The organism is Enterococcus sp. BWR-S5 (genome assembly GCF_016745255.1).
In the GTDB taxonomy this organism is placed as follows: domain Bacteria; phylum Bacillota; class Bacilli; order Lactobacillales; family Enterococcaceae; genus Enterococcus_L.
This window is the reverse complement of record NZ_JADOEQ010000001.1, coordinates 118,992-132,055: the sequence shown is the minus strand read 5'-3', so window position 1 is coordinate 132,055 and position 13,064 is coordinate 118,992. Positions and strand designations below refer to the sequence as shown.

The following is a 13,064-nucleotide window of genomic DNA, read 5'->3' as shown; positions in this document are numbered from 1 at the left end:
CTTCTAAAGTAAAGCTATTTTTTCATTTTGTTCACTTTTGTTTCAAAAAGAGAATTGACCGAACTTTCGAGTTAAAAATACTCCGTAGCAATTGATACCCAATACCTGAGAGACCGGTAAATAAATCAAGTGGTAAATGATCTTCATCCGAAGTCAATCGAATAAAGGGATTCGTAACCAGAGAGCTGTTCAGCAGCTCTTCATCCGATAGAATTCCCGCCTGACCATGGCAGATACAATCATCCAAAATATTTGCTCTTAAACGTTTTGTCTCCGCTTCCTCATTCCCTATCGTCAACACACTCTTCAAACCGATTGCTCCTCTACACCACGAGAGATTGTGCATTTCTTCATTTGCGTAACTGCTCAACAGCATGAATCGACATTGACCGATTTTTTTCTCCAGCTCGTTATCTTGAAGAACCTCATCCATTTTTTCCAGGGCGTACAATACACCTGCATAACCATGAGCGAAACTGGCATCCTCCATTTTTTCCAATACAAAGCTTTTCCCATGAGATACCAGCAAATCTTTTATAATCGGATAAGGATATACCTTATAGATTTCACTCAAAAGCGTGTATAGGCTGGCTGTTCCACCAAGCCAATCGCTTTTTCCTGACAGATTCTGCTCTGAAAGCTCACACAAGCTTTCTAACAACCGCTCTTCGTATCTCTTTTCCTGAAGCAGCTCTGCAGCAAAAAAGTCCAATAGTATCCTCATGCCCAGTCCTGTGACAATTCCCTGAGACGCATCTGTGCTTTTCCCATCAAATAGCTGTTTCTCTAATTGCTCTAGGCTGCTCTGGTAAGCTTGTTTTGGTACGAAGTGGTTCAAGGTCAGCAAAAAGAGATAGATTCCACCTAAACCATCATATAGATTTTCATCTGAATAAGAAATAATTGGCTCTTGCTTAGCTCCTAAGGTCACCTTCAATGTAAAAATCCGCTGTGTGCCGCTTTCGCGGAAAAGCTGTTCAACGACCATATCACCAATTTCTACTGCTCGCTTTATTCCCGCGGATGGGTATGACTCGTGCGTACATTTAATTGGAAACGACTGGAGCTCATAGTGCAAAAGCTCAAGACCTTCCTTCAGCAGAAGCATCGACTGTTGTACCGTCTTACTGTCAATTGCGCTGATTCGACAACGCACCGCTTCAAGAGGACTTTTTTCGGCCACTATAATCGGACGGCCATTTGCTATAATTGTTCGTTCGGAGGAGTTAATCTGGAATAAAGGGACATCGTTAACTGTCATTGCTTCAATCTCCTCTAGGACCAAATCCTCCGGTACATGCTCTGTCCGCCATAAATTACCAATCACTCGTTCTCGCTCGACATAGTTAGACATACATTCCGGATGAGCCGCAAACATCAGATACTCACCATAGCTTTGTGTGTCGCGCAGGATTACACGAACTGGTACATCCGCAAACAGTGTACTTACTTGTTCAAGAAAGGCAGCTTTATGCTTCAACAGTGCCTCATTCATTGATTGAAATCCAGCTACAATCGCCTCACGATACGCCATATAATCAACCTCTGCACCATTTAAAATCGGTACATTTTGTGCTCCCTCCATATAGCCATCTGTCAATTCAAAGCAAATATCACTGGAACTGCTTTGGCGTAGTTGCCTAACCTTGTAGGGTAATTTTTGTCTCTGTCCTGACAAGGCATCAATAGCCACTGTTTGCCTGAAGCTTCGCTTATGAGGAACCAAACCGCTCGTCAGAACAGAATCTCTTTCAAGTGCCTGTTGCCCTGTTTGACAACTATTTTCCGCGAAAAGCTTCGGACGAATCAGCGTCTCCACATCAATCAAGACCGGATAACTGCCGCAGGCAATCACATTTTCCATGTGCAAATCTGTTGCACCAAGCCAGTAAGCAACTGCCAGCAGCTGACCATACCGACTATAAAAGAGCTCTACCTCCTCATCACTTATGCAGGGAGTATACCTCACTTTTTCTTCAATCGTGTATGTCGTTTCCACGATTCTATTTATTTGATAAAAATCAACAGTTGGAATTGTTGTCTCCAAAAAGCTTAGAAGCTGATTAAAGCGATGAGCAATTTCAAGATTTTTGTATTTAAACATCAATTCTCGCCCATTGACTCTAAACTCAATCACAGTCTTTCCTTTTTGATGACTATCTCCTTTCCCAACAATAAGCCGATCTATTCGAAAAGGCCCATGAATGGAAAACTGCATGGACAACTGGTCTGCGCTCGCTAGAATACTGTCAATAAATGCCGCAAAGTTATCACAGGCAAACTGCAATCGACAGGCTAACAGCTTGGCAAGAACCGGATAGGCACTGAAGAAATTGTACACACTATCCTTCGTTCCTAAATAATCCATGATGTATTTTTCAAATTCAGCTTCCTTTGTCAGCCCTTCAGACGACCACTGTTCAACAACCTGATGCACATCCCAAGCAAGGGTTTTCCTCGCTATAAAAAACAGTTCATCTTGAAATTGCTCAACACAATCAGCTAACGCAGAGGAGGTAACCTCCAGTTGATTCGAATATTTTTTCAAGTACTGCCCAATTTGTTCTCGGTAATAATCCGCATGAAAACGCAAGGCAGTTTGAAGCTCGATGGTTCGTATCGTATGATCCTGCTCTGAAGCAAATAGCTGCTGATGCAGAGAGAACCATTCCTCTTCCTCAATTTCACAAATCAATAGCTTCGCTTTTTCCTCACTGAATGACGAAAGTCCGATATCAATCTGTGCTTCATCCAAACCGTTGGATCGAAGCATTTTCTGATAATCTTCAGCAGTCAATAAGCTTTTTCTCTCTTTAAGTGTTCGAAAGTTTTGGTAATCTTCTGTCGCCGAGTAATGCTCCTCCCAACAATTAATCCTTTCCTTTAGCGATGCTGCATAGCTATAAGTAATAGTTTCCATTTATCCGCCACTCCTAAATCCAATCGCATGATTTTATTCAAACTTTTCAAGCTAAATAAAATTCCATCCCAAAAACATTATACTTCATACCTAAAGAAAAATATACGTTTTTAATATAATATAATTTTTATCGCTTAGAAGGCAAAAAAAGGCGAAGAAGTGGTTCTGAGTGCAATAAAAAAACCGAGAACCGCTCGAAGCAGCGTTCTCGGTATAAACTTATTGCTTCTATTTAACAAACATGGCATCGCCAAAACTAAAGAAACGATATTTTTCATTGATGGCATGCTGATAAGCAGCCAATGTCAACTCTCTTCCTGCAAATGCACTCACCAGCATAACCAGGGTTGATTTTGGTAAATGAAAATTCGTTGAAAAAGCTTGAACAATTTTAAACTCATACCCAGGTGTAATAAAGATATTTGTCCAACCGCTGTCTGCTTTGATTTTCCCATCAAATTTCGTACCGATTGTTTCCAGCGTACGGATTGATGTTGTCCCAACAGCAATGATTTTCCCACCGGCGTCTCTGACTTCATTTAGCTTTGCAGCAGATTCTTCTGTTAATCGATAGAATTCACTGTGCATCTCATGCTCAGAAATATTGTCCACTGATACTGGACGGAATGTCCCTAAACCAACATGAAGCGTCAAATAAACCAGTTCAACCCCTTTTGCTTGAATTCTTTCCAATAACTCTTGCGTAAAGTGAAGCCCTGCAGTTGGTGCTGCTGCTGAGCCGCTTTCTTTCGCATATACAGTCTGATAACGGTCTGGATCATCCAAACGTTCTTTTATATAAGGTGGTAAAGGCATTTCACCAAGAGATTCAATAATTTCAAGAAAGATTCCTTCATAATCAAAGGTAATAATTCGTCCGCCATGGTCCAGTTCCTTGATAACTGTCGCCTTCAAGCGACCATCTCCAAAGCTGATTTTTGTTCCTACCTTCGCCCGTTTTGCCGGCTTAATTAGCGTCTCCCATGTATCCCCTTCGGTATTCGTTAATAGAAGAACCTCCAAATGCCCGCCAGTATCAGGCTTTTCGCCATATAAACGCGCAGGGAGCACTCGTGTATCATTCATGACTAAAGCATCTCCTGCATTAAGCTCATCAATGATTTCGCTAAAATGCTTATCTTCTATCTCCCCTGATTCACGATTCAGCACAAGCAAACGTGATGCGGTACGATCTGCCAACGGTGTTTGTGCAATCAGCTCTTCCGGTAACTCAAAATCAAAATCCTCTGTACTAAGCATGTATTTATCCTCACTCTCTAACTCTTGTCCTTGGTTATTCTAACATTTTTACGACGCTAAAACAAAAGCAAAAACTTTTCCACAAGGTAATCCTAAGGTTTGTGAATCCCCAATAACTGAAGGGCAGCCAAAATGAAAGTACATGACAGTAGTCGTTTACATGCAGCAGTCAATAAGTCTGATATCAGGCGTCTTTCTTCTCACCAACTAAACAGTCAGAATAGTCAAAAATAAACTTGCATCTCATTAGTCATTGAAAATGCACTTACTCCCTCCAATAAAAAACATCCATTCAACGATATCGCTTTTTTCATTAAGCGAATTCAATAGAAATGACAGTGATTTTCTTAGAAAACGAATATCTTGGCAGAAAATCAAAAAAGGCTTATACTTACTTTAAGTAAGTAGGATACGAAAGGAGACTGATAGTATGACACCCTTTATCCACCATGTTTCTCTACTCACACGTCATAGTGAAGAGAATCGTGCCTTCTATATTGAACTCTTAGGTCTGCGCGTTGTGAAGCACACAGTCAATCAAGACAATCATCGAATGATTCATGATTATTACGGAAATTATTACGGTGCACCGGGCTCTGTTATCACTTTTTTCATTGTTCCCATGCTCGGACATCGATATGATAACAACCATTTTCTCAGTACAATTGGACTAAAAATACCAGCCGGCAGTCTGTCTTTTTGGAAAAATAGACTCGCTAATGCATCTGTTGATTATCAGGAACAAGAGCAGGAATTATCCTTTTTTGATAAAGACCACGTAGAAATTCATCTAGTAGAGGTCAATCAAGCCATTTCGGACGCAACACTGCAGGTAGCCAATGATATTCCTGCAAACAAACAAATCCTTGGACTACTTTCCACAGAATTTCACGTATCAGAACCAAAAAAGACAATAGATTTTTTTGAACAGCTGTTAGGCTGGAAGTCAGAGAGCAATCGCATTACACTAAATGAAACTGATTTTGTCAATGTAGTAAAAACATCATCACAAGAGCCGATGAGGATGGGGCGTGGCAGTATGGACCATGTTGCTTTTGCTATGGCCGACGATACCGCTTTAGATGCATTGTATGAAAAAGCAAAGCACCAAGGTTGGCAGATAGAAAAAATCATCAATCGAGGCTACTTCAGAAGTCTTTACATTCGTGAACCTGGCGGAAATCGAGTCGAATTTGCTACAGTCGCTCCTGGATTTACCATTGATGAGCCGTTGGAGGAATTGGGTGAGCATCTCGCACTTCCTCCATTCTTGGAAAACCAACGAGTGGAAATCGAAAAACATCTCTATGAAGAAAAATAACCATACATCGCATCCACTTACTTTTTTTACTGATAATGCGTATGTTACTACGATGAAGCCAGCGAATTTTCTTTGATTTTGCTGGCTTTTCTTCAAGCAATCACCTTATCAACCGATATAAAAAACCACCGTTTAAAAAAAACTTTATTTTTTAGAGAAAAATGGCTTCTTTCATCCATTATTCCTCAGTTCGTATCTTAAAAATGACTCGTTACTCATTCTATTTTCTTCCACATCTTTTTTTTGATTTCCGGCTTTTTTTAATCAGGCTCAATCGACTGGCTTCATTACCTTTAGAGGAGATATATTTGTGAAAAAAAATCTTTTTCAGAAAAGTATTTTGAAAATCATTTACATAGAAAAAAGAACGCTTGTTTTATTTTTTTTACAAAAAAGCTGTCTCTTTTCCTTCCGATGAAATCCCTCGACTATTCCTGAAAATAGAGGCTTCTCATTTGTTTTTACTATTTATTTGAAGCATACTATTATTGAGGAACTATTAAGTTAGAGGTGAGTATATTGATTGAATTTCAACATGTGTACAAAATTTACAAAGGCGGAAAAGTAGCCGTCGAAGACATCAATTTATCCTTTGAAAAAGGGGAATTCATTTGCTTTATCGGAACCAGCGGAAGCGGAAAAACGACTTCGATGCGAATGATTAATCGAATGACCGATCCATCAAAGGGAAAGATAATGATTAATGACAAAGACATTAAAACAATCAACCCTGTCGAATTACGGCGGAAAATCGGGTATGTGATTCAAAATATCGGATTGATGCCTCATATGACGATTCGAGAAAACATCACAATCGTCCCTAAACTGCTCAAGGTAGAGCAGGAAAAAAGAGACAAAATTGCCGAAAAGATGATTGATTTAGTAGAACTGCCACGTGAAATGCTGGATCGTTATCCTCATGAGTTATCTGGTGGACAACAGCAGCGGATTGGTGTTGTTCGTGCCTTGGCAGCGGATCAAGATATTATTCTAATGGATGAGCCCTTCGGTGCCTTAGACCCCATTACCAGAGACTCTCTTCAAGATTTGATTAAGGACTTGCAGGAACGCCTAGGTAAAACAATTATTTTCGTTACTCATGATATGGATGAAGCGTTGAAGCTGGCAAATCGAATTGTCATCATGAGTGAAGGAAAGGTGATTCAATTTGATACACCTGATAATATCCTAAGCGCGCCGGCAAATGAATTTGTTGAAGAGCTGATTGGTGAAGACCGCTTGATTCAGGCGAAATCCAATACAACAACGGTTGGAGAAGTAATGTCTCACAATGCGATTACGATTACACCGGAAAAAACATTATCCGATGCCATCAAAGTGATGAGAGAAAAACGGGTAGATACTTTGCTTGTTGTCGATGCACTTGGCATTTTGAAGGGCTTCATTGATGTCGAAACGCTCGACAGACAACGGACAAAAGCAACGAGTGTCAGCGATATTGTCAATAAAGATGTTTTCTTTGTGAAAGAATCCTCTCTTTTACGAGACACCTTGCAGCGAATTCTCAAACGTGGACTCAAATATGTACCTGTCGTTGACGACAAGAAAAAGGTCGTCGGTATCCTGACTAGGGCTTCTCTTGTAGATATCGTTTATGATGTCATCTGGGGCGAAGAAGAGTTGGCTACAATCGCTTCTGAAAACACAGTGGAAGAAAATAGCACTGCGCCTCAAACGGAGGTGTAGAAAGCATGAATGAATTTTTAATGGAAAAAGGCGGCGAACTGATTGCCCGAACCGGAGAACATATTTTTATTTCTGCTGTTTCTCTAGGACTCGGGGTTTTGTTTGCAGTTCCTTTAGGCATCCTTTTAACACGAACAAAGCGAACTGCGTCAATCGTGATTGGACTGACAAGTGCCCTACAAACTGTTCCATCCTTAGCATTATTGGCTTTGATGATTCCAATTTTTGGTGTCGGACGCTTTCCGGCAATCGTAGCTTTGTTCATCTACTCATTGCTTCCCATTTTAAGAAATACCTATATTGGGATTAAAAATGTGGATCCTGATTATAAAGACGCAGCCAAAGGAATGGGGATGACAAATACACAGTCAATCTTCATGGTTGAACTGCCAATCGCTATCCCTACCATCATGTCCGGTATTCGTTTGGCAGCAGTTTATGTTGTCGCCTGGGCTACTCTAGCCTCATATATCGGTGCAGGCGGTTTAGGTGACTTTATTTTCAGCGGGTTAAATCTCTATCGTGCCGATTTAATTTTCGGTGGGACAATCCCTGTTGCATTAATCGCTTTGGCAGCAGACTTTCTTTTAGGCTTGCTGGAAAAACGACTGACTCCTGTCGCATTGAGAGGTGAATCAGAATGAAAAAATTAAAAACTATGTTACTCAGTTTAGCGCTCCTAGCTACGACGGTTTTAATGAGCAGCTGCTCATTACCTGGGCTGGCAAGCGGAAATGATAAGAATACAATCAGTATTGCCGGAGGCTCGACCTCTGAGATTCAGATTCTGGCCAATGTTGTCAAAGGAATGATTGAACATTATACGGATAAAGACGCTGTAATCATTAATAATTTAGCAACGACAACCGTTATTCATCAATCCATGATAAATGGGGATACCAGTATCTCAGCTTCTCGTTACACCGGAACAGATTTAACTGGTACACTGCAGCTGCCTCCTGAAAAGGAGCCCGAAAAAGCATTTGAAATTGTTAAAAAAGAGTTTCAATCTCGTTACCAGCAGACTTGGTTCCCTTCTTATGGTTTTGCTAATACCTATGCCTTCATGGTGACCAAAGAAACCGCAGAAAAATATAACTTGAAGAAAATCAGTGACTTGAAAAATGTAGCTGATCAATTAACAGCCGGTGCAGATACGTCATGGATTGACCGACAAGGGGATGGCTACAAAGGCTTCACTGAAGAATACGGCTTTGATTTCAAGCGTGTTTTCCCAATGCAGATTGGGCTAGTCTATGATGCTGTTGCAGCAGGTAAAATGGATGTCGTTCTTGGGTACTCTACAGACGGACGGATTGGCAGTTATGATTTAGTCATGCTGGAGGATGACCTGAAATTCTTCCCTCCTTATGACGCCAGTATCGTTGCTACGGATGCTATCTTGAAGGATAATCCTGATTTGAAAGATATTTTAAGTAAGCTTTCCGGAAAAATTTCAACAGAAAAAATGCAGGAATTGAACTATCAGGCAGATAATGACTTGATGGAACCCGCGATTGTAGCGGAGAAATTTCTAGAAGATAATCACTATTTTGATACTGATGGAGGTGGCAACTAATGGAAAATCTGCAAAATATGAATCTTGTCGAGCAGTTCTTCTACTACTTTAGTCAAAACGGCAGCTATGTCTTCAGTCAAGTCGTTCGTCACTTTCTAATCTCTGTCTATGGTGTGCTGTTTGCGGCAGTTATTGGGATTCCTATCGGGATCTTCATTTCTCGTCATTACAAACTGGCTGGCTGGGTCATTAGCATTGCTAATCTGATTCAAACGGTTCCTTCTCTTGCGATGCTGTCAATTTTGATGCTGGGCTTAGGGTTAGGAGTTAATACCGTTATTGTGACTGTATTCCTCTACTCGCTGCTTCCAATCATCAAAAACACCTATACAGGTATGCGGCAGGTAGACAGCAACATCCTAGATGTCGGAAAAGGAATGGGTATGACCAAGCTGCAGCGCTTGTATATGGTCGAATTACCGCTTTCTGTCTCTGTCATCATGGCGGGAATTCGTAATGCCTTGGTAGTAGCTATCGGGATTACGGCCATTGGTGCCTTTGTCGGCGCCGGCGGTTTAGGCGATATCATTATCCGCGGGACCAATGCGACAGATGGTACCTCTATCATTCTAGTTGGAGCATTACCGACAGCGTTGATGGCAATTTTCACAGACTGGATACTTGGTATGATTGAGCATCGTCTCGATCCTGCAAGTAAACATTCTTCTTAAAATACAAAACAAAAAGAGTTCTGGCAGTCATTTCCTGACAATTGCCAAAACTCTTTTTTCTTGCTATGGGCAGATTTTTTTGCACAAAGTATATTCTTCCCCAGCTTAGTGGCCCAACGATTCTCCTCTCATGCCTGTGTTTCCCATTTTTACAGCTATCCAGATTTCTTTCCTGTCATCTTGCAGATAACATTCAATGACCGGCAGCGGATTCAGTTGATAGCCTGAACCCAGCAGCCATTCTGAGTAGGTTCGTTGGTATATGTGTTCGGTCGTTCCGGGAATCTTCTCATTTCCGTCAAAAACTGCCCATGTTGCAGCGGGAATCTCTATTTCCTTCACATCCAAAGACGTTGTTGGTTCATTCGCCACATGCTTCATGACGCCAACCATGTATTCAAACGCTCCTTTTGACAAATCAGTCGTCACCCCAAGAAGTCCTACAGGTCGCTGTTCCAAATTCTGAATCAATTCCATCAGCTGATCAATCTGCCCACTTTCCCAGATATTTTCCCACACATCAGAAATTGTCTGAACCGACTCCTGTTCCCAGAGAGTATAACGATAGCCTATGATTTTAAATGCCGGCCAGTGTTCGATTTTATAATTCATATACTTCTCCCCGTTGATTTTGATATGAAAATGAAGCTTCGGACAGGATCTTAGCTGTACAGTATGCCTTCTTACCTTCGAAGGCACGATTCCATGAAAGTTTTTAAATGCCCTGGCAAAAGAATCCTGTGAAACATATCCATATTTCATTGCAATATCAATCAATCGGCATTTCGTGTTCATCACTTCATAAGCAGCCATCGTTAATCGTCGGTTTCTGATATACTCAGACAATGGGCGACCTGCCACATACGAAAAAATTCGTTGAAAGTTGTAGATTGAACAGCCGACGATTTTTGAAATTTCCTGATAAGATATTTCACTGTCCAGATTCACTTCGATATAATCGATTGCCTGATTCAACTTTTCAATCCAACTCATTTCTTCACCACCATCATTAGTGTAATCCAAATCAAAATAAAACTTCCGACAATTTGTGCCGTATTAAATCGGATGTGTTCGTAATTGACTCCTATCATCGCTTTAGCTTTCAATTTTCTATCGTTTAAGAACAAAAAAGAAGCATGCTGATGATTACTCATCCATGCTCCCTATTACAAATTTTCCTGTACAGCTAATCCCTTACTATCTCTTCAAAACAGCTAACACTTCATCAGAGCTACATTGAAAAAGGACAGTTGACAGCCAGCTGAAGGCACAAAACAACCAAGAGCTGCTTCACGGTTTACTGATAGTACGCTAAGTATCCAACACAATCAGTTTTCTTCAACATTTTTCACTGGCTCCGGAAAATAAAGCTCTTTTTGCCGCTTCAATCGATACTTCATTTGTCGAATAAATGATTGCGGTTCAATCACTTGTAAAAATGGTCCAAATGACAGAATATTTATTAGCAGCTCCGTTTCATCTTGAGACGGATAGTAAATTGTCAGCTGATACTCATACTCATTTTCCGTCTTCTGAGTAACCTTTCGATAATTCGAAAAATGAAACATCGCCCGCTCCAGCGTATCTCGATCATCCTTCAACAGGCAATTAATGTACTTGTCTCTTACGTTTCCAGACCGCTGTGTACCGTCTATTGTATCCAGAGGCTCAACACCCACAATTTCGGATAGATTGAAGGTCACACGTTCCCAGTTCCCTGATTTTGTTTTTCTTTTCGCTTTCAAACGAAATTTATCGTTTTTTTGAGAGTATTCCAGCTTTTCAGGAAATACCGTATGCTGTATCACCGTCTGACTCCCAAACGTTTGATACTCAATACTGACTAATCCTTTTGTTACAATGGCTTGAAGCAGTGTTCTCGCATGCTCTTCATACAGCTGCTCTCCGTAAGGATCCCCCTCTTGAAAACGATCAAAATAATCAATCATTTCAGCAGAAAATAAACTTTCAAATGCTGTCAGTTCCTCCAATAAATCGTCTACACGCGCTCTAGGCAAAAAATTATAGATGCGCCGATCCTCCAGCATTGTTTTTAGCCAGCGCTTTTCCAACTCTGTTACCGGATGCAGCGGCTGCTTCTTCAGAATGCGCTGATACCCGTCTTCCGCTTTTTTTAGCAGGTGCCAGTTCTCCTCCTCTGATACTAACGAAGGAAGCAAACTAAAAGCAGTCTCACCAAACCCCTCTATCTCCAATATCCTTCTGATTGATTCCTCACTATGCGTTTCAGATTGCAACACTGTCGCAAGCAAACGAAAATACTTTCCATAAACCTCATGAAACAGTTGACTCATCTTGTTCACCTCCAAAATACAGCGTGTACATCTGCTGGTAATCCTTCCAAAATTGCTGTTCCCAGTTACGATTGCTGCACTGAATCCGCTTGATTCGACCAAAGAAGGTTCGTAAAAACGGATTGAGTGCCACCATATCTACGACGGCAATCGAAAACTGATATTCATTTTCTCCGGTACGTGTCACCGTGCCCATTCGTTTTTCCTTCTCCAACCGCCGGATTAAGTATTGCTCCTTTTCTTCATCAATTTCAAGATACACCTTTAGCTTTTGTGTTTTTCTGGACGTAAACGCTGCGTTCCAAGTTAGACTTCGCTGCTTCTGAAACTGCTGCTGCACCTGCTCGAACTGCTCTGCGGCACCTCCAAGCTTAACATCTGCGATAAAGCTGATACGAATGGAATAGAGATGACGCTTCCCTACTACTCGACCAATTAAATATTGTCGACCTGATTCACAGCTGGAACAAATCTTTACCGGAATAAAGCGGTCAAACTGATTCCTGTCAGTTTTAAAAGACACCTCTCTTTTTGTTCGAATGGCCTCCAATAATTCTACAACAACCTGACTATCCAGCACCTGAACCGGAAAAATATGCTTAAACTGAAAGGGCGCGACTTGGGTCTCTTGACCTCTCAATAAGTATTCACCTAAAATACCGATTGGAAATATTTCCTTATAAAAACTGATTGCCCGGCGAATATCTGCATCAAGCTTCAATGGCGGTACCAATGAATAGATACATTCTCGACCAATCTTCTCCTCCTGAAAAATTCCCAAGCCTGTATACTCTTTGATTTTTTTTCTGACTGTCAAGGAATCTAAAAGATAACCATCATTAAAATGAAACAAATATTCCTCATCAATTTGGTCAACAAGCTCTTGAATCGTCCATTTTTCTCCATCTGAAAAAATATCAAGTAGAACAAAGTGCAGGAAAATATCATTTTTTGTGAAGGATTTCGATTGCCACACTTGAGCTAATGGATTATTCGTTGTCTTGTGGGGATCAATTTCCAGACGGACTCTTTTCTTTCCATAAACAACCTCTGTCTCAATCCATTCCGACAAATAGCTTTCAATCCTGCGACGCTCATTATCATAACCACGCTGACTCCCATAGGAAAATTCATCCCGCTCTTTAAAACCGTATACATAGAAATCTCTCGTATATTTACGAATCGTATCAAACTTTTTGACTAACTCTTGAAATTTCTTCGCCATAACAACCTCTCCTTTCCATCCATTTTAAACAAATCGGGTCATACTGCGCAACTTTTTTTAAAAGAT

Annotated in this window: 10 protein-coding genes; 5 read left to right on the top strand and 5 right to left on the bottom strand. The window is 40.8% G+C overall.

What is annotated here, in order from left to right; genetic code table 11:
* Window positions 1–31: 31 nt before the first annotated feature.
* Both lanM and queA read right to left on the bottom strand, forming a co-directional pair.
* A complete protein-coding gene (gene lanM / locus IW510_RS00695; protein WP_202055705.1) occupies window positions 32–2,920 on the bottom strand; it encodes a type 2 lanthipeptide synthetase LanM in 2,889 nt (962 codons plus the stop codon).
* 228 nt (window positions 2,921–3,148) lie between these two features.
* Complete coding sequence (queA, locus tag IW510_RS00690; RefSeq protein WP_202055704.1) at window positions 3,149–4,180, bottom strand: tRNA preQ1(34) S-adenosylmethionine ribosyltransferase-isomerase QueA; 1,032 nt, start codon at window positions 4,178–4,180, stop codon at window positions 3,149–3,151.
* 430 nt (window positions 4,181–4,610) lie between these two features.
* Here queA and IW510_RS00685 point away from each other — a divergent pair, with 430 nt between their 5' ends.
* The 5 genes from IW510_RS00685 (at window position 4,611) to IW510_RS00665 (ending at window position 9,458) form a co-directional block, all read left to right on the top strand.
* Window positions 4,611–5,501: a VOC family protein gene (locus tag IW510_RS00685; protein WP_202055703.1), complete on the top strand. Its 891-nt coding sequence runs from the start codon at window positions 4,611–4,613 to the stop codon at window positions 5,499–5,501.
* 519 nt (window positions 5,502–6,020) lie between these two features.
* The gene (locus IW510_RS00680) at window positions 6,021–7,208 is read left to right on the top strand and encodes a betaine/proline/choline family ABC transporter ATP-binding protein (RefSeq protein ID WP_202055701.1); all 1,188 of its coding nucleotides are present in this window, start codon (window positions 6,021–6,023) and stop codon (window positions 7,206–7,208) included.
* Window positions 7,209–7,213: 5 nt separating this feature from the next.
* Window positions 7,214–7,852, top strand: coding sequence for an ABC transporter permease (locus IW510_RS00675; RefSeq protein ID WP_202055700.1), 639 nt, complete (start codon window positions 7,214–7,216; stop codon window positions 7,850–7,852).
* The gene (locus IW510_RS00670; RefSeq protein WP_202055699.1) at window positions 7,849–8,787 is read left to right on the top strand and encodes an osmoprotectant ABC transporter substrate-binding protein; all 939 of its coding nucleotides are present in this window, start codon (window positions 7,849–7,851) and stop codon (window positions 8,785–8,787) included. Before IW510_RS00675 ends, IW510_RS00670 begins: the two co-directional genes overlap by 4 nt.
* The gene (locus IW510_RS00665) at window positions 8,787–9,458 is read left to right on the top strand and encodes an ABC transporter permease (RefSeq protein ID WP_330932569.1); all 672 of its coding nucleotides are present in this window, start codon (window positions 8,787–8,789) and stop codon (window positions 9,456–9,458) included. Before IW510_RS00670 ends, IW510_RS00665 begins: the two co-directional genes overlap by 1 nt.
* Before the next feature lie 105 nt (window positions 9,459–9,563).
* Here the strand turns inward: IW510_RS00665 and IW510_RS00660 are convergent, their stop codons facing one another.
* The 3 genes from IW510_RS00660 to IW510_RS00650 all read right to left on the bottom strand — a co-directional run bounded on the left by IW510_RS00660 (window position 9,564) and on the right by IW510_RS00650 (window position 12,998).
* A complete protein-coding gene (locus IW510_RS00660) occupies window positions 9,564–10,451 on the bottom strand; it encodes a helix-turn-helix domain-containing protein (protein WP_202055698.1) in 888 nt (295 codons plus the stop codon).
* 335 nt (window positions 10,452–10,786) lie between these two features.
* Window positions 10,787–11,773 (bottom strand): WYL domain-containing protein, encoded by a 987-nt coding sequence (locus IW510_RS00655; protein WP_202055697.1) that lies wholly within the window; start codon window positions 11,771–11,773, stop codon window positions 10,787–10,789.
* Window positions 11,754–12,998, bottom strand: a complete 1,245-nt coding sequence (locus tag IW510_RS00650) for a WYL domain-containing protein (protein WP_202055695.1) — start codon at window positions 12,996–12,998, stop codon at window positions 11,754–11,756. The genes IW510_RS00655 and IW510_RS00650 overlap by 20 nt, the downstream gene beginning before the upstream one ends.
* Window positions 12,999–13,064 lie beyond the last annotated feature (66 nt).